Here is a 23493-nt window from a genome sequence, read left to right on the forward strand (position 1 = left end):
ACCCAGGCGGTCAACGTGATGCGCGACCTGGCCAAACACATGCAAACCGCCGGCGACGGTATCGAAGCGTTGAACGAGCAATCGCTGGTGATCGGCACCATCGTCAAGACCATCAGCGGCATCGCCGAACAGACCAACCTGCTGGCGTTGAACGCCGCCATCGAAGCCGCCCGCGCCGGTGAGCAGGGACGCGGTTTCGCGGTGGTGGCGGACGAGGTTCGGCAACTCGCCTCGCGGACCAGCCAGGCCACGGATGAGATCGTCCTGGTGGTACGTCAGAACCAGGACATGGCGCGCAATGCCGTGTCGCTGATGACCGAGGGCAAGCTCCAGGCCGAACAGGGCCTGGCGCTGGCGGCGGAAGCCGGCACGGTGATTGTCGAGATCCAGGACGGCGCGCAGAAAGTGGTGAATGCCGTCGGCCAGTTCGCCAATCAGCTGTCGAGTTGATCACTGTCCGCCGGGCGTAGATCGACGGCAAGAGTCAGGGGCCGTACCGGCCTCGGTCTCAGATCCAGACGTCGTTCTGCGCCGTGCGCTCACCGCCTTCGCTGCCAGTGTTCAGCACGCCCCGGGGTTCGATCAGCAAGAGTTTGACCTCCTGCGCGGCGGACGGCTTGTGCTCGATCCCTTTGGCCACCACGTACAGTTCGCCGGCATTCACCAGTACGTGCCCGTCGCGAAAATCGATGCGCAACTGGCCTTCGAGCACGATGAAGGCTTCGTCGGTGTCAGCGTGGTCATGCCAGATGAAATCCCCCAGCAACTTCACGACCTTGAACTGGTAGTCGTTCATCTCGGCGATGACGCGGGGGCTCCAGTGCGGGTCGATCCGGGCGATTTTGTCGGCGAAGTTCAGGCTTTGGTAAGTGTTCATGAAACGGTTCCCATGGTTGTTCGTGCAACCACGGTAGCCAGCCGGTCGGCGGGTTTCTTGAACGATTGTGCGTGACTCAGCGACGGTGCATTTTCATCCAGCGCGCCGGCGATAACCCGAAGGCCTTGCTGAACTGGCGGGTCATGTGGCTCTGGTCGGTGAAGCCGGCGATCAGCGCTGCGTTGACCAGTGGCTGGCCCTGTATCAGCAACGAGCGGACCAGGTCCAGGCGGCGCATGGTCAGGTAGCGATAGGGGCTGGTGCCGAACAACAGGCGGAAATCCCGCGACAGGCTCCAGCGATCCCGTCCGCTATGATGCGCCAGCTCTTCCAGCGTCACCGTGCGATCCAGTGCGCTGTGCATGTACTCCCGGGCGCGCTCGGCGGCCAGGTAGTCGAAGTGATGGCGCGCGGCAGGGGCACCGCCAACGCTGTTCAGGGCCTGCGCCAGATCGAACAGCGCATCCTGCGCCTCCAGGGGCTCCAGTGGGCATTCGAGGCTGCGCAGCAGTACGGCACTGGCAGCGAACAAGCGAGGGTCGTTCGACATCCCGTTCCTGATGAAGGGCAGCGGCTGGCCGCCGAGCATCTGCTGGATCAGGGCCGGTTCGATGTACATCATCCGGTACTGGAAACCGTTGTCGGTCCCGGCTTCGCCATCGTGGGCTTCGTCCGGATGCAGCACAATCGTCCCGCCGGGCAAGCTGTGGCGCCAGCTACCGTGATACTGAAAACGCTGCACGCCGCTCAGGGTGTGACCGATGGCGTAGGTGTCGTGGCGGTGCATGTCGTAGCCGTGGCCGGCGAAAAAAGCCTCGAAGCGCTGCATCCCGGCGACATCGGGAGCGCGGTGGAACCAGTCATTGCGCGGGGAGGGGCTGGCCATGGGAAGCGGGGTCGTCGGGGTGATACGCACTACGTTAACCCACTGAGCGACCCACTGTCTTGCGACCGCAGCAAGGACTGCACCCGTAGAAAATCAAAGGCAAATGTTGCACTGTGTGACGCATCTTCTGAAGCAACGAAAGGAGTCCCGCTGCATGGAGCTTACCTACCTGGGCTACGCCGCCCCCCTGTTGTCGCTAGCGCTGCTCTGGACGGTCGCTGTGGTGACGCCGGGCCCCAATTTTTTCAACGTCGCGCAACTGGCGGCCAGTCATTCCAAGCGTCACGGCGTCGTCGCCGCCCTGGGCGTGGCCACCGGCACAGTGATGTGGGGATTGGCAGGTGGCCTGGGCATCAAGTCGCTGTTCAGCGCGGCACCGATGCTGTACCTGAGTTTCAAGATTGCCGGTGGCTGTTACCTGATCTACCTGGGGCTGAAACAGTTCAAGCGCAAACCGCCCATCGTTGCCGGCGATCCCCGCCTGATGGGCGGAGTGGAGCGCACTCTGTGGTCGGTGTACGGCCAGGGTTTTCTCGGCAACATGACCAACCCGAAAGCAGCGCTGTTTGTCGCCACCATCTTCGCCACGGCCATGCCCGCCGTGGTGCCGCCGAGCTTGCTGGCGCTGGCGGTCCTGACCATGGCGACCTTGTCTTTCAGTTGGTATTGCAGCGTGGCGCTGCTGTTTTCCAGTCGCCGGATGGCGCAGGGCTACGAGCGTTCGCGCAAATGGCTGGATCGCTTCGCCGGCAGTTGCTACCTGCTGTTCGGTGCGCACCTGGTGGCCAATCGTTGAGTGGTGTTCAGATCGCCGCATTCACTTCAGTGGCCTGCTGATGGGGCCGCGCAGGGCTGCGACTCAAGGTTTCCGGCATGGCGAGCAGCAGTAATGCAAACGCCGCAGCGGCCACCGCCGCCAGGGTCAGGAACGCCGCGCTGTAACCGGCCTGCTGAACCACCAAGCCGGCCAGGCCGTTACTCAGTGCAGCCCCTAGGCCGAACACCGTCGACAGGGCGCCCAGGCTGATATTGAAACGCCCTGTGCCATGGGTCAGGTCCTTGACCACCACAGGAAACAGCGCGCCGAAGATTCCGGCGCCAATCCCATCGAGCAGTTGCACCGCGACCAGCCAATAGGGATCGTCCGACAGCACATAGAGCACCCCGCGCAGCGGCAGAATTAGAAAGCCTGCGAGCAACAGCGGTTTGCGGCCCCAGGCATCGGCTTTCCATCCCACCAGCAGTGCCACCGGCACCATGACCAACTGAGCGGCCACGATGCACGCGGATGTCAGCGGCGTCGCCATCTGCAGATTCACCAGTGCGAGTTTCTGGCTCACCAGCGGCAGCATTGCCGCATTCGCCAGATGGAACAGTCCACAGCAGATGGCGAACACCAGCAGGGGGCGGTTGTGCAACAACACGCTCAACCCCGAAGGACTTTCCCCCTGCGCCGGAGCCTCGGGATCAAATCCGCGCGCCACCTCGTGATCGATCGCCTGTGGTGAGATAAAGCTGATGGCTATCACGCTGGCCAGCGCCATGACAGCCATCAGGTAAAACACCGCCACCGGACCCAGAAGGTAAGCCGCTCCGCCCGCCAGCAAGGCTGCAACGGCATTACCGGCATGATTGAACGTTTCGTTGCGACCGGTGCGTCGGGTGAAGGCGCGAGGCCCGGTGATGCCCAGTGAGATCGCCGCAATCGCGGGGGCGAACACCGAGGCGGCGACGGCGCTGAGCGCCTGGGTGATGGTCACCAGCGAGAACCCGGAAATGAACGGCAGCAACAGACAACTGACCGTGACCAGGAGTGCTGCGACCACAATCACTTCACGCTTGCGTCGCGTCCTGTCGATCAGCGCCCCGGCTGGCGTCTGAGCCAGCAGCGCGGCAACCCCGGCAATGGTCATGACCAGACCGATGCTTGCGGGCTCCCAGTGATGCACGGCCAGCAAATAGATTGCCAGGTAGGGCCCCAGGCCGTCGCGCACGTCGGCGAGGAAGAAATTGAGCCCGTCCAGCGATAGGGCATTTCGGCGACTCGGGTCAGCGTGCATGGGGGCCTCTTCCTGCCACCGATACTCAAATGGACGGTGCATTAGCACTGACTGATGGCGACCGCGGGAAGTTTCAGGTCCCGGGCATCGTCCGGTGCTTTAATTCGTGCAAGTGGCCGTGGTATGAAACGGCACATTAAAAAGGCCTACCCCCCGGTAAGCCCCTTCAAAATCCTGAAAAAGAATTCAATCCCCCAGCGCTTCCCCCTCCCGCCGCGGGTCGGCGCCGCCTGCCAGGGACGCTTTGCCCTGGGCATCCCTGACCCGGACAATCGCCTGGGTTCCGCTGGTCATGTCGATCTCGCTGACGCTGTGACCCTTGTCCTTCAGTGCCTTGATCAAGTGCGGGCTGAATTGACCCTGTTCCAGTTCGGTCGGGCCGTTGCGGCTGCCGAAGTTGGGCAGGTTGATGGCGGTTTGCGCGTCGAGCTGCCAGTCGAGCAGGCCGATGGTGGATTTGGCGACGTACTCGATGATCTGCGAGCCGCCGGGAGAGCCCAGGGTGGCGAGGAATTCGCCGCTCTGGCGGTCGAAGATCAGGGTGGGCGCCATCGAGGAGCGCGGGCGTTTGCCGGGTTCGACGCGGTTGGCGACTTTGTGCCCGTTTTCTTCGGGGATGAACGAGAAGTCGGTCATCTGATTGTTGAGCAGGAAGCCCTGGACCATCAGGTGTGAACCGAAGGCGGATTCGACGGTGGTGGTCATCGACACGGCGCCACCCTGGTCATCGACCGCGACCACTTGCGAAGTGGAAATGCGCAGGGGCGAGCGGTCCGGCGCGTAGGCGACCTGGATCCCCGGCGGGGTGCCGGGTTGGGCGGTGCCCATGCTGCGCTCGCCAATCAGGGCGGCGCGACTGGCCAGGTAGGTCGGGTCCACCAGGCCTTTGACCGGGACCGGCACGAAGTCGCTGTCGGCCACGTACAGGGCCCGATCGGCATAGGCGAGGCGCTCGGCTTCCGAGATCAGGTGCACGGCTTGCGGTGCCGGTTCGATGCCGGCGGGTGTTGTGCTCTGAAGCGGTTTCAGCGGTGCCAGTGCAAAGCGCGGGTCGCGGGTTTCCAGGGCATGCAAGGTGCCGAGAGTCTGCGCCACGGCGATCCCCCCCGAGGAGGGCGGCGGCATGCCACACACCTGCCAGCGTTTGTAGTCGGTGCACAGCGGCGCTCGCTCCCTGGCCGAATAGCCGCTGAGATCGCTCAGCGACAGGCTGCCGGGATTGGCATGCCCTTGAACCTTGGCAACGATTTCCTCGGCGATGGAGCCTTTGTAGAAGGCATCGGCACCTTCGTTGGCGATGCGTTTGAACACGGCAGCCAGCGCCGGGTTCTTCAGGCGCGTGCCAACGGCTTTTGCGCTGCCATCGGCGTTGCGGAAATACGCCATCATGTCCGGCGAACGCGACATCGACGAATCGGCGGCAATCAGCGAATGCAGGCGGGGTGAAAGGGGGAAGCCTTGCTCGGCGAGCTGGATGGCGGGCTCGAACAGCTGCGCCCAGCGCAGGCGTCCGTAGTGTTTGTGGGCCAGTTCCAACGCCCGCAGCACGCCCGGTGTGCCCACGGAACGACCGCCAATCTGCGCCTGGGTGAACGGCATCGGTTGCCCGTCCGCCTGCAGAAAAAGCCTCTCGGTGGCGCCGGCCGGCGCGGTCTCGCGGCCGTCGAAGGTGCGCACGGCCTTGCCGTCCCAGAACACGATGAAGGCGCCGCCCCCGATGCCCGACGATTGCGGCTCGACCAGGGTCAGCACTGCCTGCATCGCAATGGCCGCATCGATCGCCGAACCGCCCTGACGCAGCATCGCGCGACCGGCTTCGGCGGCGAGCGGGTTCGCGGCGGCGGCCATGTGCCGGGTGGCGTGGCGGGTTTGCAGGTCGGTGCGAAAGCCGGAGGCGGCTTCCGGTGCCACTGGCAAGGTCGAAGTCGGCGGGGCATTGCACGCGGTGAGCGCTGACATGCAGACGATCAGCCCAAGGGCTGACAGACGATGGCGATTCAGATGAAGGGCTGAGATCACGTTAAGGCACTCCGTCCTTGGATAAGGTCAGGGGACTTTATCGGCCGACAGGCAGGGACGCAAACCAAAGGGGGGAAGGTGTTCTTCGTCCATTGATCTGCGCGCCTGCGCCATGGCGGTTGGCGCAGGCAGTTTTCTTTGGGCATAAAAAAACGGCCTACCTTTCGGTAAGCCGTTTTTAGTACTTGGTGGCTACACAGGGACTTGAACCCCGGACCCCAGCATTATGAATGCTATGCTCTAACCAACTGAGCTATGTAGCCAAGTGGCGCGCATTATTCGCGGGAAACGAATAGGCGTCAAGCGCTTTCTCAAAAAATTTATCTACGCTATCAACCGTTTATCAAAATCCACCGCTTAATAACGGCGAAGGACAGCGCTGGAACCAGCGACTGGCCTGTTCGTAGGCGTGGGCCAGTTGCAGGACGGCGAAATCAGCCTGGTGCCGGCCGATGATCTGCAGGCCCATCGGCAAACCGTTGGCGTTGAAACCGGCCTGCACGTTCGCCACCGGACAACCGGACAAGGTGCCCGGGATCACGACTTCCATCCAGCGGTGATAGGTGTCCATGGTCACCCCTTCGATCGAAGTCGGCCATGGCAGAGTCTTGTCGAACGGGAAGACCTGGGCGCTCGGCAGCAGCAGGTAGTCGAACTGCTCGAACAACCGCGAAATCGCCCGGTACCAGTTGCTGCGTTGCACGGAGGCGTTGAACACGTCACTGGCGGACAGTTTCAAGCCGTGTTCGACTTCCCAGCAGGCTTCGGGCTTCAACTGGGCGCGTTTCTGTGGATCGGCATAGGTCGCGCCCAGAGAACCGGCGACCATCCAGTGGCGCAAGGTCCGCCAAGTGCTCCACATCTGCTCAGGGGCGAAATCCGGCAGTACCGCTTCGACGTGACACCCGAGGCTTTCGAAATCGCCGAAGGTTTTTTCGCAGAGCGCCAGCAGACCTTTTTCCATCGGCAGGTAGCCGTTGAAGTCGCCCAGCCAGCCCAGGCGCGTGCCCTTGAAGTCGCGCGCCAGTGGCGCGGCGAAGGCGCTGCCGGATTCGGCGATGGACAGCGGCGCGCGTGCATCGCCGCCGGCCTGTACCGACAGCAACAGGGCGGCATCGCGCACACTGCGGGCCATGGGGCCCTCGTAGCCGAGCTGATCGATGAACAGGTCGGCGCTGTCATCGAAGGGCACGCGGCCCTGGGAGGGGCGAAACCCGAAGATGTTGTTGAACGCCGCCGGGTTGCGCAGCGAGCCCATCATGTCGCTGCCATCCGCCACCGGCACCAGGTGCAGGGCCAGCGCCGCCGCCGCGCCGCCGCTGCTGCCGCCCGCCGTCTTGTTCGGGTCATAGGCGCAACCGGTGGCGCCGAACAAGGGGTTGTAGCTTTGCGAGCCGAGGCCGAATTCCGGGGTGTTGCTTTTGCCGATGATGATCACACCGGCGGCCTTGAGCCGCTCGACCATGATGCCATCGCGGTCGGGGACGAAGTCCTTGTACAGCGGTGAACCCAGTGTCGTGCGGATGCCCTGGGTGAGCGACAGGTCTTTGACCGCATGGGGCAGGCCGTGCATCCAGCCACGGTAGTCGCCCCGCGTCAGTTCGGCGTCGCGCCGGTCGGCCTGGGCCAGCAGGTCCTCTGGCGCCTGCAGGCTGATCAGCGCATTGATCGCCGGGTTGAAACGGTCGATATGGGCCAGGTAAGCCTGCATCACTTCCCGGCAGGACACCTGGCGCAAGCGAATGCGTTCGGCGAGTTCATGGGCCTGCAGCAGGACCAGTTCGCTGATGTTGTTAGAAGTCATTGCAACGCTGCCTTTCGGACGGCTGGAAAAACACCCCGTCGCGGGACGGGGCGGTAGAGATCAACGCATCAGGTTGGTCCAGAGACGGTCGGCCAGGCGGATGGCGCCTTCGCCGCAGGTCTTGCTGAACACCACCGGGGTGCCTTCGGGAATGTGCAGTTCCGGAGCGTCCTTGAGGCTGGCGTCGAGGAACGGCTCCACGCCCTTGATCGGGCTCTGGTGCTTGAGGAAGTTCTGGGTCATGGCCGCGTTTTCAGGCTGGCTCAGGAAACTGATGAACGCCTTGGCGTTCGCCGGGTTCTTGCTGCCGGTGGGGATCACCATGTTGTCGACCCAGGCCAGCACGCCTTCTTTCGGGTACAGGTATTTCAGGCTCGGTTTCATTTCCCGGGCGCGCATCGACGAGCCACCCCAGAACGTCGACATGTCGATTTCACCCGAGGCCAGGTTCTCGCGAATCGAGCCGGCCTTGGAGCTGTAGGTCTTGACGAAGGGTTTCTGCGCCTTGAGCAAGGTCAGCACCTGCTGCATCTGCTTGGGGTCTTCGCTGCACAGCGGAATGTTCAGGTACAGGCTGGCCATGTCGATCACGTCGCTGACCGAATCGAACATGTTGATCCGCCCCTGCAACTCGGCCGGCGGCTCGTACAGCACCTTGTAGCTGTCGGTCGGGCCCTTGTAGCGTTCGGTGTTGAGCACCACGCTGGTGGTGCCCCAGATGAAGGGCACCGAATACCCGCCTTCCGGGTCCCAGGTCGGCTTTTTCAGGTTGTCGGCAACGCCGGCGTAGTAGGGCTCCTTGACCGGGTCGAAGCGTTCCAGCAGGTTTTCCTTGATCAGGATCGGAATGAACTGGTGCGACGGGATCGCCACGTCATAACCGGCGCCGCCTTGTTTGAGCTTGGCCAGCAGTGTTTCGTTGGAGTCATAGGCGTCCACGGTGACTTCGATGCCGGTCTGCTTCTGGAACTTGGCGAGAATCTCCGGCGAAAAGTAGCCGCTCCAACTGACCACGTTGAGCTTTTCAGCGGCCTGGACCTGTCCGGCCAGGGTGAGTAACAACGAGGTCCCGATGCTTGCAATCAACTTGCTCATGCTATTTCCCCACAGTACTTGAAAGGTTCAGTTGTGCTTTTTTCCCAGCAGATAGGAGAGGCTGACGAACAGCACCGAGACGCCCAGGATCAGCGTCGACACAGCGTTGACGTCGGGTGTCACGCCCATGCGCAACAGGCCGAAAATGAAGATCGGCAGGGTGGTGGTGCCCGCCTGGGAAACCATCATCGAGATCACGAAGTTATCCAGGGACACGATGAACGCCAGCATCAGCCCGGAGAAAATCCCCGGCATCAACAACGGCAGGGTGACCTTGCGAAAGGTTCGCCACGGGCCGGCGTAGAGGTCGGCCGATGCCTGCTCCAGGGACAGGTCCATGTCGTTGAGTCGTGCGCGAATCGGCAGGTAGGCGAAGGGGATGCAGAACACCGTGTGGGCGATGATCAGGTTGCCGTAGCCCAGGGACAGGCCGACGGTGGAAAACAACGCCAGGGTGGCGACACCGACCACGATTTCCGGCAAGACCAGGGGCAACATGATGGCGCCCATCGACAGTTGCAGCCCCTTGAATTTCGCGCCCCGGGAGGTGCCGAGGGCGGCGAGGGTGGCAATCGCCGTGGCGATCATGCTCGCGCACACCGCGATCAACAGACTGTTGCCCGCCGCCTGGCGCAAGGCCTGGTTGGCGAACGCTGCCCGGTACCAGTCCAGGCTGAAGCCGGTCCACACGGTCGCGGACTGGTTGGCATTGAACGAGAACACCACCAGCACCACGATGGGCGCGTAGAGGTACAGGTAGAACAGGAAGCTGAAACCGCCGAAGCCTGGAAAATCCTGCACACCCAAGCGGTTTGTATTGAATGGACGCCGCATCATGCACCTCCCTTGGCGATGCGCTGGCGCTCGGCGCGCAAGGCATACACCGTCAGCACCAGCATCACGGCGGCCATCAGCACCAGCGACAGCGCCGCACCAAAAGGCCAGTTTCGGGCGTCGCTGAACTGCCGGAAAATCAGGTTGCCGAGCATCATGCGGGTGCCGCCGCCGAGCAGTTCCGGCGCGATCATTGCCCCCAGGCACGGCACGAACGTGAGGATGGCACCGGCGAGAATTCCCGGCCTGGCAATCGGCAGCACCACTTTGCGCAGGGTGCGTATCCGCCCGGCGTACAGGTCCTGAGCCGCCTCCAGCAGGCGGATGTCCATCTTCTCCAGCGTCGCGTAGATCGGCAGCACCACAAAGGGCGCGTAGGTGTAGACCAACCCCAGCAACACCGCGCCGTCGGTGTACAGCAGTTGCAACGGCTGGTCGATGAGCCCGAGCCCCATCAGGCTGTTGTTGATCACCCCGGTGTTGCGCAGCAGCAGAATCCAGGCGTAGGTGCGGATCAGCAGGTTGGCCCAGAACGGCACCGTGATCAGGAAGATCAACAGGCCACGCCGATGGGGCGGCTGCATCGCCAGCCACACCGCCACTGGAAAACCCACCAGCAGGGTGATGACGGTCGTCAGCCCGGCGATGCCGATGGAACGCAAGGCAATCAGCAGGTAGGAGTCGGCGAACGCCAGGCTGTCATCCAGTTGTCGTTCGAACAGCAACGAGGTGTAGGCGTCGCTGCTGAAGACCTTGTTGACCCCGCCGTAGGGGTTGGCCTCCATCAGCGAGTAACCGATGACGATCAGGATCGGCACGATCAGAAACAGGCCGATGGCGATCAGCGCGGGGCTGACCCCGAGAAAACTCTGGAAGGCCCGACGGCGCTCCAGGGTGTTGGCGATCGGTAAAGCATGCATGGCAAATCCTCGGGCTCAATCGTGCAGGACGCTGGCGCTGCCGTTGTCGAACAACAGACCGGCCTGGGTGCCCACGGCAAAGCGCAGGCTGCGATCGACGCTGTTGGGGGTGCGCACGGTGAGCCGCGAACCATCGCTCAGGCTGACCTGATATTGCAGGTCGGTGCCGAGGTAGATCTGCGCCTCGATCCGGCAGGGCAGCGCGCCCTCGCTGGCGACGGGCACCAGGTGCAGGCGCTCCGGGCGTACGGACAGCGCGACGTTGGCGCCGACCTGGACCTCGCTGTACGGTTGCGCCGGCAGCGGATGCCCGGCGGGGCCGGCGAACCAGGCCTGGCCGTCTTCGACCCGCGTGACCGTGCCTTCGATGAAGTTTGTTTCACCGATGAAGTCGGCGACAAAGCGATTGCGCGGGCGTTCGTAGATGTCCTCCGGACGCCCGACCTGCTGCACTTCACCTTCGGACAGCACGGCGATGCGGTCGGACATGGTCAACGCTTCTTCCTGGTCATGGGTGACGAAGATGAAGGTGATGCCGGTCTTGGCCTGGATGGCCTTGAGTTCTTCACGCATGGCCTGGCGCAGCTTGAGGTCGAGGGCCGAGAGCGGCTCGTCGAGCAGGAGCACCTTGGGATGCGGCGCCAGGGCTCGCCCCAGCGCGACGCGTTGTTGCTGGCCGCCAGACAGTTGTGCCGGCTTGCGATTCGCGAAGCGCTCCATCTGCACCAGCGCCAGCATCTCGCGTACGCGCTCGGCAATCCCGGCCTTGTTCATGACCTTGCCCATCGGATGCGATTCGAGCCCGAAGGCCAGGTTCTCGGCGATGGTCATGTGCGGGAACAAGGCGTAGTGCTGAAACACCGTATTGACCGGACGCTCGAACGGCGGGCGGTCGGCGATGTTTTCGCCATAGAGCAGAATTTCGCCCTGGGTCGGGAATTCGAAGCCGGCGATCATCCGCAGGAGTGTGGTTTTGCCGCAGCCGGAAGGGCCAAGGAGGGTGAAGAATTCGTTGTCGCGAATGTCCAGGTCGATGCTTTTCAGCGCCACCGGACCGGTCTGTGGATCACCGTAGACTTTGCGCACCGAGCGGATCGACACCGCCAGTGTTTGCAGCGAATGCACAGCATTCATGCGTTACCTCCGATTCCCCCATCGCCTCAAGACCTGCTCGAACCAGCAATGCCATTGGCCATGGATATTATTTTTTTGGGCAGGATCGAGATGTGTAAAAGCGTCGTGAGCCAGCTGTTTTTTGTTTTGCTGTGCCTGGATTATCAGTGAGGGGTTGCGGGGGCGAAACTTCAATTTTATTATACGAGCTGTTAAATAATTTAATATCAGGGGCGCCCGGAACATGGCTGATCATCGTTTGCCGCCCTTGAACGCGGTGCGTGCTTTTGATGCAGCGGCCCGCCTGGGCAGCTATGTCGAGGCATCCAAAGCGCTTCACGTGACCCAGCCAGCGATCGGCCGCCATGTGAAATTGCTGGAGGACTGGCTGGGTGTCCAACTGTTCGAGCGTACTTCCCGGGGTGTGACCCTGACGTCGGCAGGCGAGAAGTATCACCGCAAGATTGCGGCGGCCCTGCAACTGATGATCGAGGCCGGCAAGGAGGTTCGCCCCAGGGAAGCCGAGCGCTGGTTGCGCATCATGGTGGTGCCGGGGTTCGCCAAGCGCTGGTTGATGCCGCGAATCGAGGGCATGCGTCATTTGCGCCCGGGCCTCAAGTTCGCCATCGAGCCCAACTCCACCTTCACCGATGTCGATGGCAAGAGCGCCGACCTCGGGATCGTCTACGGCCTGGACGGGCAGTATGCCCATTCGCGCGTCAGCCTGATCTGCCCACGGGTGTTTCCGATCTGCACCCCGGACTACCTGGCGAGCGTCGGGCCGATCGAGGGGCCGGCCGACCTGGTGAAGCACAACCTGATCCATGTCGACGACGGCGAGTGGTGGAACCTGTGGTTTGCCGCCTACGATCTGGATGCGCACCTCAACTCGGACATGTTGTATGTCAATAATGATCACGCCTTGTCGGTGGCCGAGAGCGGGCAGGGCATCGCCTTGGCCAACGAAGTGCTGGTGCGCGAAGAACTGCGCAGTGGTGCGCTGGTGCGGGTGCTGGACGCGCAAGTCAAACTGGAAAGCTACCGCGTGTTGACGCCATCCGCCGAACTCTCGGCGGACGTGTCGTGGTTCATTCAGTGGCTCAGGACGGAGCTGGAGCAGGATTTCCCGCAAGCGGTGATCCGCGCCTGAAACCGCCTTGCCTCAGTTGAGGCGGAACCGTCCGGTGTTCTCGCTGAGCACCTGGCTGCCATGGCTCAAGGTGTCTGCCGCCAGATTCACCGCCCGTGCCCCTTCGAGCAGACGCACCGCGGCCTGGTCGACCTGCTGGATATTGCCGCTGACTTCATCGGCGGTGCTGGCTTGCTCGTCCACCGCTGTGGCGATCTGCGTCAGTGTGTCGGTGACGCTCTGCACCGCATTGGCAATTTCGCCCAAGCGCTCGCCGAGGCCGGTGACGGCCTGTGCGTCGGTCTGCGCCTGGCCGCAGGCGGCCTCCATCAACCTCACGGCTTCATCCACGGTATTGCGCAGGCTGTCGACGGTGCCGGCGATCTGCGCAGTGGAGGACTGGGTGCGTTGCGACAGGCTGCGCACTTCATCGGCGACCACCGCAAACCCCCGGCCCTGTTCACCGGCGCGCGCCGCTTCGATGGCGGCGTTGAGCGCGAGCAGGTTGGTCTGTTCGGCGACCCCGCGAATGGTGTCGACCACCAGCTGGATCTGCTGGCCTTGTTCGCTGACGCGCCCGAGGGCCGCCGCCGTATCGTTCAAGCGCTGATTGAGCTGCTGGATACTCGCGGTGGTGCGCTGGCTGTCGCGGCTGCTGTCGGCGGCAATGCGCTGGGTATGCTGGGCGCTGCCGGAGGCCTGCTCGCAACTCTGGGCCACGCCCTGGGACGTCGCGGCCAATTGCGTCGCGGCGGCGGCGATCTGGCTGATCTGCAACTGCTGCGCTTCGACTTCGCTCAAGGCACCGCTGGAATGGTGATTGAGGGTGCGTACCGCATTGCTCAGTTGCAGGGTTTCGTGATCGACCCCCAGCAGGCTGTTGCGCAGCTGCACCACGGCGACGTTGAGCGCAGTGCTGATCGCCGCCAGCTCGTCGCGCCCTTCAACCGGGACCTGCAGGCTGAGGTTGCCGTCGCGCAGGGCCTCGGCCAGCAGCGTAATGCCGCTGGCGCTGCGACGGATCGAGGCTTGCAGGCAGACGAACAGGTACAGGGCGGCCAGCAGCAGGCAGCCAAAGATGATGGCGACCACAATGAATTGGCGGATCGCCGAACCGTGGTAGTAATCCAGGCGCTGATCGAGCGAGACCAGCGATTGCTGGCGCAGCGTCGCGAGGTCGCCGAGCAGGGCGTCCAGACCACGCTCGAACTCCTCGGGCTTGAGCTGGATGCTGCCGCCGAACACGCCGTCATCGAGCACTTTGAGTTCGGCGTCGAGGTTTTTCAGGCTGTCATGGTATTGCCCGGCCCAGGCTTGCAGTTCGCTGGGCAGGCGCGCTTCCAACAGGCCAGCAGTTTTAACAAGCTGTTCGCGGGCGTCGCCGATGCGGCTGCGCAGGTCGCGCAATTGCAGGCGGCTCTGCAGGGTGAATTGCCCGGACACCACCGAGGCCTGGCCGACACTGGCCAGACGGCCCACGCGCTCGATCAGGTCCGGCGCGTGCTGGGTGGAAATTTGCGTCAGCAGGTAGGTTTCCAGCCAGGGCGCGAGGGTCAGCCGATTGTCCATGGCGATCTGTTCGCGCAGAGCTTGCAGGGCGCTCAAGGCATTGGTGAACCGGTCATAGCCGTCCGGCCACCAGCCGACGCTGCTCAGGCTTTTCGAGTCGAGGCCGTTGAGCGCGGATTGCAGGGCTTGATAACGGGTCAGGGTCTCGCCCTCGGCGCCTTCGGTTTGCAGGGCCTGGCCCAGGTCCGAGGTGGCCTGGACGATGGCGGGTTGCACGGCGTCAAACGCCGTCATGGCCGCGACGGTCGCGGGTGTCGGCTGGCGATTGGTTTCGGTGGCGCGCCAGCGGGCGGCGCGGTCGCGCTGGGCGGACAGCAGGTTATCCAGCGTGTCGAGTGCAAGCAGTTGCCGCACGCCGGCGCGTTCACCGGAGATCAGGCTCAATTTGGCGCGGTAGTCCTGGCCGATCATCAGCAGGCTGCCCGCCAGCGGCAGAATGAACAGCAGGAACAGCAACTGAAATTTGCGGGCGAAGCCGAAACGGCCCAACAACCCGATCCCCGGAGATAAAAAAGCCTGCATGCCCCACGACTCCTTTGGTCACCACGCACCATTGGCGTGCGTCGAAGCCGTTACGGCCGCGACTCGTGCCCCTTTTAAAGGCCTCGGAAATTCACCCTCGTCAGCTCTGTAGGCCGGCTCTGTAGCGAAAATTCCCATTCTCGGTGCCCTTTGTAAGGGCACCGCGTTGAAGCGAATAACAAGGCAAGATTCAGACCATGGCGAAGCGCTATTACCTGCCGGAACCTCGTGTTGTCTATAGGAGCGAGCATGCTCGCGATGGTCGTGAACGATAACGCGGGCAGTCAGGTGCCCAGCGGTGCCTGGTAGTCCATCGCGAGCATGCTCGCTCCTACAGAGGCTGGCGCTGCTGCACCGAAAAATGGCACATTGACGCACCTGCCTCTGTGCACCCATCTGTCGTTCGGAAATTCCCATGGCTATCAGCAACGCCCAGACCGGCGCGACGCCGGCGTCCGCGCCCCCGCAAAGCAGCCCCTTGGTCATGCACATCATCGGCGCCGTGGCGCTGGCGCATTTGATCAACGACCTGATCCAGTCCGTGCTGCCGTCGATCTACCCGATGCTCAAGGAAAACTACGGCCTGACCTTCACCCAGGTCGGCCTGATCACCTTGACGTTCCAACTGACGGCGTCGCTGTTGCAGCCGTGGGTCGGCTACCACACCGATCGCCATCCCAAGCCCTGGCTGCTGCCGGCCGGGACGGTGTGCACCCTGATCGGCATCCTGATGATGTCGGTGGTCGGCAACTTCCCGTTGATTCTGCTGGCGGCCGGATTGATCGGCATCGGCTCATCGACCTTCCACCCGGAAGCATCGCGCATTGCCCGGCTGGCTTCGGGCGGACGCTTCGGCCTGGCGCAATCGACCTTCCAGGTGGGCGGCAACGCCGGCTCGGCCTTCGGTCCGTTGCTGGCGGCGGCAATCATCATTCCATTCGGCCAGGGCCACGTGGCGTGGTTCGGCCTGTTCGCGGTGTTTGCGTTGTTCGTGCTCTATCGCATCAGTCGCTGGTACGCCAATCACTTGAACCTGTTCAAGCTCAAGCAGGGCCAGGCGGCCACCCATGGCTTGTCGAAAGCCCGGGTCATCAGTGCACTGGTGGTGCTGGGCTTGCTGGTGTTCTCCAAGTATTTTTACATGTCCAGCCTCACCAGCTACTTCACCTTCTACCTGATCGAAAAGTTCGACCTCTCGGTGGCCAGTTCGCAACTGCATCTTTTCCTGTTCCTGGGGGCGGTGGCGGCAGGGACGTTCTTCGGCGGGCCGATTGGTGACAAGATCGGTCGCAAGGCCGTGATCTGGTTTTCGATCCTGGGCGTGGCGCCGTTCACCTTGCTCCTGCCCCACGTCGACCTGTTCTGGACCAGCGTCCTGAGCGTGGTGATCGGCTTCATCCTGGCTTCGGCGTTCTCGGCCATCGTGGTCTATGCGCAGGAGCTGGTGCCGGGCAATGTCGGGATGATCGCCGGGGTGTTCTTCGGCCTGATGTTCGGCTTCGGCGGGATTGGCGCGGCATTGCTGGGGCATCTGGCGGACATCCACGGCATCGAGTACGTGTACTTCCTGTGCTCGTTCCTGCCGTTGTTCGGCGTGCTGGCGATTTTCCTGCCAAGAACCCAAAAGGCCTGATCGGCTCCCACAGTGGGTAAAACGCAGGCACAAAAAAGCCGCGTATCGAACGCGGCTTTTTCATGGGTAAAGCGTTTAGACGTTGAAACGGAAGTGCATCACGTCGCCGTCCTTGACGATGTAGTCCTTGCCTTCAAGGCGCCATTTACCGGCTTCCTTGGCACCGGCTTCGCCCTTGAACTGGATGAAGTCGTTGTAGGCGATCACTTCGGCGCGGATGAAGCCTTTTTCGAAGTCGGTGTGGATCACGCCAGCGGCTTGTGGTGCGGTGGCACCGACGCGGACAGTCCAGGCGCGGACTTCTTCGACACCGGCGGTGAAGTAGGTCTGCAGGTGCAGCATTTCGTAGCCGGCGCGGATCACGCGGTTCAGGCCAGGTTCTTCCAGGCCCAGGGCCTCGAGGAACATGTCTTTTTCTTCGCCATCATCCAGCTCGGCGATTTCCGCTTCGATCTTGTTGCAGACTGGTACAACCACCGCGCCTTCTTCTTCTGCGATGGCCTTGACCACGTCCAGGTGCGGGTTGTTCTCGAAGCCGTCTTCAGCGACGTTGGCGATGTACATCACCGGCTTGGTGGTCAGCAGGTGGAAACCCTTGATGATCGCCTTTTCCTCGGCGCTCATGTTCTTCATCAGGCTGCGTGCAGGCTTGCCTTCGGTGAAGTGCGCGATCAATTGCTCGAGCAGGGCCTTTTGAGCGACTGCATCCTTGTCACCGCCCTTGGCGTTGCGCGCGACTTTCTGCAGTTGCTTCTCGCAGCTGTCGAGGTCGGCGAAGATCAGTTCCAGGTCGATGATCTCGATGTCGCGTTTCGGGTCGACGCTGTTGGAGACGTGAATCACGTTCTCGTCTTCGAAGCAGCGGACCACGTGGGCGATGGCGTCGGTTTCACGGATGTTGGCCAGGAACTTGTTGCCCAGGCCTTCACCTTTCGACGCGCCGGCGACCAGGCCCGCGATGTCGACGAATTCCATGGTGGTCGGCAGGATGCGTTTCGGATTGACGATGGCTGCCAGGGCATCCAGACGCGAATCCGGCATCGGTACGATCCCGCTGTTGGGCTCGATGGTGCAGAAGGGGAAGTTCTCGGCCGCGATCCCGGATTTGGTCAGGGCGTTGAACAGGGTGGACTTGCCGACGTTAGGCAGGCCGACGATGCCGCAATTGAATCCCATGGTGTTTCCCCTCGGATAAGAGTCAGGCCTTCTGGCTGTGCAGGTTTTTCATCGCGCGGTTCCATTCCCCGGCGAGGATATCCGGCAGCACGCCGAGGGCAAAGTCGATGCTGGCATCGAGTTTTTCCTGTTCGGCGCGAGGCGCGCGACCCAGGACGAAATTTGAAACCATACTGGCTACGCCCGGGTGGCCGATGCCAAGCCGCAAGCGGTAGAAGGTATTCTGATTGCCCAGTTGCGCGATGATGTCGCGCAACCCGTTGTGACCGCCATGGCCGCCGCCCTGCTTGAGCTTGGCGACGCCCGGAGGCAGGTCGAGTTCGTCATGCGCCACCAGGATTTCTTCAGGCTTGATGCGGAAGAATCCGGCGAGTGCCGCGACAGCCTGGCCGCTGCGGTTCATGTAGGTGGTGGGAATGAGCAGACGAACATCCTGACCCTGATGCGAATAGCGCCCGGTCAGGCCGAAATACTTGCGATCAGCCACGAGGTTGACACCTTGTGCGTTCGCGATGCGCTCAACAAAAAGGGCCCCTGCGTTGTGCCGGGTCTGTTCGTATTCAGCGCCTGGATTTCCCAGGCCAACGATCAGTTTGATGGCAGTCACGATAGGGGCCCTTCCTTGAAGTGGTGGATCACATCGCCGCAACCCGGGAGAGCGGCGAAAGTGGACGAACAATGCTCATTTACCATGAATGTAAACTCCGCGTTCCCGCCCGCTTTCTCGCTACGTTCCAGTCCGCGATGTTTCCGTCACTCCGGCGAACAGAGTGAAATTACTCTGCAGCGCCTTCTTCGGTAGCTTCTGGAGCAACACGTGGAGCGTGAACGTTGGCAACAGCCTTGTCATCACCGTGTGCCAGAGCAACGAACTCAACGCCTTTAGGGGCTTTGAGGTCGGACAGGTGAACGATCGAACCGACTTCGGCGTTGGCCAGGTCGACTTCGATGAACTCAGGCAGGTCCTTGGCTTCGCAGGACACTTCGATCTCGTTCACAACGTGAGAGATTTCGCCGCCTTTCTTGACCGGAGCTTCTTCGTTGATGAAGTGAACCGGAACCTTGGCAGTCAGTTTCTGGCCAGCAACAACACGCACGAAGTCAGCGTGCATGATGAATTGCTTGGCTGGGTGACGCTGCATGGCTTTGACGATGACGTTTTGCTTGGTGCCGTCGACGTTCAGCTCGATCACGTGGCTGTAGGCCGCTTCGTTTTCGAACAGCTTGGCGATTTCCTTGGCCAGGATGGTCACGGATTCAGCAGGCTTGTTGCCACCGTATACCACGGCAGGGATGTTCAGAGCGTGACGCAGGCGGCGGCTCGCACCTTTCCCCAGGTCAGTACGCGCTTGAGCGTTCAGAGTAAAGTCAGTCATTTTGTATCTCCAAAATAGCCATTACCGGTTGGCGTTTGCGACCAGCGCCGGACACGGTATGGGCAAAAAAGCCCCGCCCCGGCAGGAATGCCAGGGCGGGGCGCATTTCGTCAACGGGAGGTTCGAGAAGGGCAGGGCCCTTAACGGAACATCGCGCTGATCGATTCTTCATTGCTGATGCGGCGGACCGCTTCGGCAACGACCGGTGCGATATCCAGTTGACGGATACGCGCACAGGCTTGTGCTGCAGCGGACAACGGGATGGTGTTGGTCACCACCAGTTCGTCCAGCACGGAATTTTCAATGTTCTCGATCGCCCGACCCGACAACACAGGGTGCGTGCAATAGGCGAACACCTTGGCAGCGCCATGCTCTTTCAAGGCCTTGGCTGCGTGGCACAGGGTACCGGCAGTGTCGACCATGTCATCGACCAGGATGCAGGTACGCCCTTCGACATCACCAATGATATGCATCACTTCGGAGTGATTGGCTTTCTCACGGCGTTTGTCGATGATCCCGAGGTCCACGCCCAGGGATTTGGCAACGGCACGTGCACGCACGACGCCGCCAATGTCCGGGGACACGATCATCAGGTTTTCGAAGCGCTGATCTTCAATGTCATCCACCAGAACCGGGGAGCCGTAGATGTTATCTACCGGAATATCGAAGAAACCCTGAATCTGGTCAGCGTGCAGGTCAACCGTGAGAACACGATCGATGCCAACGACGGTCAGCATGTCAGCCACGACTTTCGCGCTGATAGCCACACGTGCGGAACGCGGACGGCGATCCTGACGGGCATAACCAAAGTAAGGAATAACAGCAGTGATACGAGTAGCCGAGGAGCGGCGGAAGGCATCAGCCATCACGACCAGTTCCATCAGGTTATCGTTGGTCGGAGCGCAAGTCGGCTGAATAATGAAGACATCTTTACCGCGGACGTTTTCATTGATCTCGGCAGTAATTTCGCCGTCGGAGAATTTTCCGACAGAGATGTCACCGAGAGGGATATGCAGCTGACGTACGACACGCCGAGCCAGATCGGGGTTAGCGTTCCCCGTAAAGACCATCATCTTGGACACGCGCAGTACCTGAAGGCTGAGGGTATACCTGGATGAGTATAGGAAAATGGCAGGGGCGGCTGGATTCGAACCAACGCATGGCAGGATCAAAACCTGCTGCCTTACCGCTTGGCGACGCCCCTGTATCTGTTGCAACGAGTACCCAGTACTCGGTTCCTTTAGAGCAGACTTTGCAGCTTGCGATGCAACATCGAAATGTTGCTTCCTTTTGCTACAAACCCTGTAAGGGTCTCTGTAAGAAGGGCCGAGACTTTATCAGCTTCAGCTTTGCTTGGGAAGCCCCCAAACACACAACTTCCAGTTCCGGTGAGTTTTGCTTCGGTAAAATTACCTAACAAATTCAAAGCGTTACGAACATCTGGATAACGCCTCGCTACCACCGGTAAGCAGTCATTTCGACTGTTTCCCTTGGGAACGGGGCGCACTTTAATGGGAGGAGAGTTACGTGTCAACAGTGGATCTGAAAAAATTTCTGCTGTACTTACAGATACTTGCGGAACAAGTACGAGATACCACGGTTCTTCGGGGTCAACCGGGGTGAGTTTCTCCCCTACGCCCTCGGCGAAAGCCGCGTGGCCACGCACGAAAACCGGGACGTCGGCGCCCAGGCTCAGGCCCAGCGCGGCCAGTCTGTCTTCGTTCCAGCCCAGTTGCCAGAGGTGATTGAGGCCGAGCAAAGTCGTCGCGGCATTTGAACTGCCGCCGCCGATTCCGCCGCCCATGGGCAGGATTTTTTCGATCCAGATGTCGATCCCCAGCGAACAACCGGATTGCTCCTGAAGTTTTTTCGCCGCACGAACGATCAGGTTGCTGTCGTGGGGGACGCCTTCGAATTCGGTGTGCAGTTGAATCACGCCATCGTCGCGTACGGCAAAGGTGATTTCATCGCCGTAATCGAGGAACTGAAAAATCGTCTGCAGCTCGTGGTAACCGTCTTCACGGCGCCCGAGGATGTGCAGCATCAGGTTGAGCTTGGCCGGGGAGGGCAGGGTCAGGCGCGGGGGCGTCATGTCATTGCCCCAGCTTGCGCGGTTGCCATTCCTTGATCACCAGGGTGACATCAAGGTCGGCGCCATGCAGCTTGATCCGCTCGGGCAGCCAGTAGCCGTTCTGTTCGGTGTAACTCAGGTATTCGACTTGCCAGCCATCCTGATCCAGGTTGGCCAGGCGGCTGTCGGCATCCAGGGTCAGGAGACTCTTGCTGTCCGGCGCCGGAAGCCCGCGGACCCACCAGTTCAGGTGTGACACCGGCAGGTTCCAGCCCAGTTGTTCTTCGAGCAGCACTTCCGGGGTCGGCGCTTCATAGCGGCCCTGGTTGGCGACTTCGAGCGACACCTTGCCGGGGGAACCGGTCAACCGCGCCGCGCCACGGCCCAGGGGGCCGGAGAGGCGGATGTCGTAGTAATCCTGGCGCTGCAGCCAGAACAACGTGCCGCTGCCCGAGTCTTTCGGGGCGCGAATGCCGATCTTGCCGTTGATCTGCCAGCCATCGATACCGGTCAGTTGCGCCTTGTGATCGCGCCATTGGGCCTGGTTGCCCTGGCCCTGAACCGACTCACGGGCGCCGAAGCCCGCGCAACCGGCGAGCAGGGCGATGAAGCTGAAAACGATGAAGTGGCGCAAAAACATAATCTTAAAGAGTCTCTGATCCGGTCAGGCGCTTGATGGTCTCGCGCAGGATGGGGCTGTCGGGGTGCTCGGCAAGGAACTTGCTCCAGATCTGCCGGGCTTCGCGTTGCTTGCCATTGCTCCACAGGACTTCACCCAGGTGGGCGGCAACTTCCTGGTCGGGGAAGCGCTCCAGTGCCTTGCGCAGCAGCGCTTCGGCCTCGTCGAGGTTGCCCATGCGGAAATTCACCCAGCCGAGGCTGTCGAGTACCGCCGGGTCTTCCGGGTTGATCTGGTGGGCCTGCTCGATCAGGGCCTTGGCTTCCAAGTAGCGCGTCGTACGGTCGGACAAGGTGTAGCCGAGGGCGTTCAGTGCCATGGCATTGTCCGGATCGCGCTTGATGATCAGGCGCAGGTCCTTTTCCATCTGCGCCAGGTCATTGCGTTTTTCCGCCTGCATGGCGCGGGTATACAGCAGGTTCGGATCGTCCGGGTATTGCTGCAGGGCCTTTTGCAACACGCCCCAGGCCTTGTCCTCCTGTTTGTTGGCAGACAGGGTTTCGGACTCGATCAGGTACAGCTGAATCGCGTAATCGGGCTGCTCGTCGCGCTGGGCGGCCAAGCGGCTTTGCGCTTCGGCGGTCTTGCCGTTGTTCATCAGGATGTCGGCCTGGCGCAACTGCGCCGGCAGGTAATCGTTGCCTGGCCCGACCTGGGCGTATTCGATCAGCGCGCCCTGTGGATCGTTGCGCTCTTCAGCGATGCGGCCCAGGTTCAGGTGGGCTGAATCGACGTGGCTGTCCCGGGCGATCAGGTCTTCCAGGTAACCCTTGGCTTCTTCCCAGGCCTTGGCTTCCAGGCAGACCAGCGCCAGGGAGTAACGCAGCTCGTCATCTTCCGGGTATTGCTGAACCAGGCTGGAAAACTCGGCCTTGGCATCGTCCATGCGGTCCTGTTCGACCAGCATGCGTGCGTACGTCAGGCGCAGGCGTTTGTCGTCCGGGTATTGCTTGATGCTCTTTCTCAGGAGCGGAAGCGCTTCGTCGCCACGACCCAGGGTTTGCAGCAGGCGGGCGCGCAGCAGGATCGGCGCAATCTCGCCTTCTTCCGGCGGATTGTCTTCCAGCAGCGCCAGGGCGCCCTTGCTGTCACCGTCCTGCTGCATCAGCAGCGCCTTGCCGAAAATCAGCTGGCTGTTGTTCGGGTGACGCTGCAGCAGGCGGTCGAAACTCTTCATCAGGCCGTTGCGGGTTTCCTGATCGGTATCGGCCGCGGACAGGGCGAGGAAGTCGAAATGCGTGTCACCTTTGCCCAGCAGGACTTTCTCCATATAGACCATGGAGTCGTCGTAGCGTCCGGCGCGCGCCAGTTGCACGGCGGCGGCCCGCTGCGCCTCGAGATCGTCGGGTGCGTTTTTCGCCCAGATAAGCGCCGTATCGAGGGCAGCCTGGTCGGCGCCCAGGTACTCGGCGATGCGGAATGCCCGCTCGGAGATGCCCGGATCCTGGGTGTTGATGGCCTGGGTCACGTAGTTGTCCAGGGCAATGTCGAAACGATTGCGCTGGCCAGCCAGTTCAGCGCTCAACAGGCTGAAGACGGTTTCTTCGCTGAACGAGCCGTAGACCTTGGGCTTTTCAGGAGCCGGAGTGCTGTCTTCGACCGGCGGCGTACCGTCCGACGAAACGGGTGCCATGGCCTGGCAGCCGCTGAGGAAGACAAAAGCGAGGAGCAACGCGGAAGATCTATTCATATAGGAAGAGGACGACTAACCTGCGGTCGGATCATCATGA

At 61.9% G+C, this 23493-nt stretch carries 20 protein-coding genes, 2 tRNA genes and 1 pseudogene; 4 read left to right on the forward strand and 19 right to left on the reverse strand.

What is annotated here, in order from left to right:
- Positions 1 to 15 precede the first annotated feature (15 nt).
- Positions 16 to 450 (forward strand): annotated as a pseudogene (locus QIW53_RS22900) (methyl-accepting chemotaxis protein); the annotation flags it as partial.
- 58 nt (positions 451 to 508) lie between these two features.
- On the opposite strand, the gene QIW53_RS22905 reads toward QIW53_RS22900, so the two are convergent.
- Complete coding sequence (locus QIW53_RS22905) at positions 509 to 877, reverse strand: cupin domain-containing protein (RefSeq protein ID WP_371051856.1); 369 nt, start codon at positions 875 to 877, stop codon at positions 509 to 511.
- Between the two features lie 76 nt (positions 878 to 953).
- Positions 954 to 1763, reverse strand: a complete 810-nt coding sequence (locus tag QIW53_RS22910) for an AraC family transcriptional regulator (protein WP_371051857.1) — start codon at positions 1761 to 1763, stop codon at positions 954 to 956.
- Between the two features lie 154 nt (positions 1764 to 1917).
- Here QIW53_RS22910 and QIW53_RS22915 point away from each other — a divergent pair, with 154 nt between their 5' ends.
- On the forward strand, positions 1918 to 2559 hold the full coding sequence (locus QIW53_RS22915) for a LysE family translocator (RefSeq protein WP_371051858.1): 642 nt from the start codon (positions 1918 to 1920) through the stop codon (positions 2557 to 2559).
- Positions 2560 to 2566: 7 nt separating this feature from the next.
- Here QIW53_RS22915 and QIW53_RS22920 read toward each other — a convergent pair whose 3' ends face one another.
- The 8 genes from QIW53_RS22920 to QIW53_RS22955 all read right to left on the reverse strand — a co-directional run bounded on the left by QIW53_RS22920 (position 2567) and on the right by QIW53_RS22955 (position 11629).
- Positions 2567 to 3823, reverse strand: coding sequence for an MFS transporter (locus QIW53_RS22920; RefSeq protein ID WP_371051859.1), 1257 nt, complete (start codon positions 3821 to 3823; stop codon positions 2567 to 2569).
- Positions 3824 to 4009: 186 nt separating this feature from the next.
- A complete protein-coding gene (gene ggt / locus QIW53_RS22925; RefSeq protein ID WP_371051860.1) occupies positions 4010 to 5842 on the reverse strand; it encodes a gamma-glutamyltransferase in 1833 nt (610 codons plus the stop codon).
- Between the two features lie 186 nt (positions 5843 to 6028).
- Positions 6029 to 6105: transfer RNA gene (locus QIW53_RS22930), tRNA-Met, on the reverse strand.
- Between the two features lie 80 nt (positions 6106 to 6185).
- Entirely contained in the window at positions 6186 to 7646 is a 1461-nt protein-coding gene (locus tag QIW53_RS22935; RefSeq protein WP_371051861.1) for an amidase, read from the reverse strand.
- Positions 7647 to 7706: 60 nt separating this feature from the next.
- A complete protein-coding gene (locus QIW53_RS22940; RefSeq protein WP_371051862.1) occupies positions 7707 to 8741 on the reverse strand; it encodes an ABC transporter substrate-binding protein in 1035 nt (344 codons plus the stop codon).
- A gap of 27 nt (positions 8742 to 8768) precedes the next feature.
- Positions 8769 to 9578, reverse strand: a complete 810-nt coding sequence (locus QIW53_RS22945; protein ID WP_371051863.1) for an ABC transporter permease — start codon at positions 9576 to 9578, stop codon at positions 8769 to 8771.
- Complete coding sequence (locus tag QIW53_RS22950) at positions 9575 to 10495, reverse strand: ABC transporter permease (RefSeq protein ID WP_371051864.1); 921 nt, start codon at positions 10493 to 10495, stop codon at positions 9575 to 9577. Before QIW53_RS22950 ends, QIW53_RS22945 begins: the two co-directional genes overlap by 4 nt.
- A 15-nt stretch (positions 10496 to 10510) precedes the next feature.
- Positions 10511 to 11629, reverse strand: a complete 1119-nt coding sequence (locus tag QIW53_RS22955) for an ABC transporter ATP-binding protein (RefSeq protein WP_371051865.1) — start codon at positions 11627 to 11629, stop codon at positions 10511 to 10513.
- Between the two features lie 223 nt (positions 11630 to 11852).
- On the opposite strand from QIW53_RS22955, the gene QIW53_RS22960 reads away from it, so the two are divergent.
- Positions 11853 to 12758, forward strand: a complete 906-nt coding sequence (locus tag QIW53_RS22960) for a LysR substrate-binding domain-containing protein (protein ID WP_371051866.1) — start codon at positions 11853 to 11855, stop codon at positions 12756 to 12758.
- Positions 12759 to 12770: 12 nt separating this feature from the next.
- Here QIW53_RS22960 and QIW53_RS22965 read toward each other — a convergent pair whose 3' ends face one another.
- Positions 12771 to 14828, reverse strand: a complete 2058-nt coding sequence (locus QIW53_RS22965; RefSeq protein WP_371051867.1) for a methyl-accepting chemotaxis protein — start codon at positions 14826 to 14828, stop codon at positions 12771 to 12773.
- Between the two features lie 415 nt (positions 14829 to 15243).
- Between QIW53_RS22965 and QIW53_RS22970 the strand changes: the two genes are divergently transcribed.
- Positions 15244 to 16461: an MFS transporter gene (locus QIW53_RS22970; protein ID WP_371051868.1), complete on the forward strand. Its 1218-nt coding sequence runs from the start codon at positions 15244 to 15246 to the stop codon at positions 16459 to 16461.
- 75 nt (positions 16462 to 16536) lie between these two features.
- Here the strand turns inward: QIW53_RS22970 and ychF are convergent, their stop codons facing one another.
- The 8 genes from ychF to QIW53_RS23010 form a co-directional block, all read right to left on the reverse strand.
- Positions 16537 to 17637 carry a redox-regulated ATPase YchF gene (gene ychF, locus QIW53_RS22975; RefSeq protein WP_371051869.1) on the reverse strand — a complete coding sequence of 367 codons (1101 nt, stop codon included), beginning with the start codon at positions 17635 to 17637 and terminating at the stop codon, positions 16537 to 16539.
- Between the two features lie 22 nt (positions 17638 to 17659).
- Positions 17660 to 18244, reverse strand: coding sequence for an aminoacyl-tRNA hydrolase (pth, locus tag QIW53_RS22980; RefSeq protein WP_008037207.1), 585 nt, complete (start codon positions 18242 to 18244; stop codon positions 17660 to 17662).
- 169 nt (positions 18245 to 18413) lie between these two features.
- The gene (locus QIW53_RS22985; protein ID WP_371051870.1) at positions 18414 to 19013 is read right to left on the reverse strand and encodes a 50S ribosomal protein L25/general stress protein Ctc; all 600 of its coding nucleotides are present in this window, start codon (positions 19011 to 19013) and stop codon (positions 18414 to 18416) included.
- A 140-nt stretch (positions 19014 to 19153) separates the two neighbouring features.
- Positions 19154 to 20095, reverse strand: coding sequence for a ribose-phosphate pyrophosphokinase (locus QIW53_RS22990; protein ID WP_003171603.1), 942 nt, complete (start codon positions 20093 to 20095; stop codon positions 19154 to 19156).
- A 47-nt stretch (positions 20096 to 20142) separates the two neighbouring features.
- Positions 20143 to 20217: transfer RNA gene (locus tag QIW53_RS22995), tRNA-Gln, on the reverse strand.
- 36 nt (positions 20218 to 20253) lie between these two features.
- The gene (ispE, locus tag QIW53_RS23000; RefSeq protein ID WP_371051871.1) at positions 20254 to 21105 is read right to left on the reverse strand and encodes a 4-(cytidine 5'-diphospho)-2-C-methyl-D-erythritol kinase; all 852 of its coding nucleotides are present in this window, start codon (positions 21103 to 21105) and stop codon (positions 20254 to 20256) included.
- Position 21106: 1 nt separating this feature from the next.
- Positions 21107 to 21724 carry a lipoprotein insertase outer membrane protein LolB gene (lolB, locus tag QIW53_RS23005; RefSeq protein ID WP_371051872.1) on the reverse strand — a complete coding sequence of 206 codons (618 nt, stop codon included), beginning with the start codon at positions 21722 to 21724 and terminating at the stop codon, positions 21107 to 21109.
- 4 nt (positions 21725 to 21728) lie between these two features.
- On the reverse strand, positions 21729 to 23453 hold the full coding sequence (locus QIW53_RS23010) for a tetratricopeptide repeat protein (protein ID WP_371051873.1): 1725 nt from the start codon (positions 23451 to 23453) through the stop codon (positions 21729 to 21731).
- Between the last annotated feature and the right edge of the window lie 40 nt (positions 23454 to 23493).

The sequence above is a fragment of the Pseudomonas fluorescens genome (assembly GCF_041354075.1).
Taxonomy (GTDB): domain Bacteria; phylum Pseudomonadota; class Gammaproteobacteria; order Pseudomonadales; family Pseudomonadaceae; genus Aquipseudomonas; species Aquipseudomonas fluorescens_CE.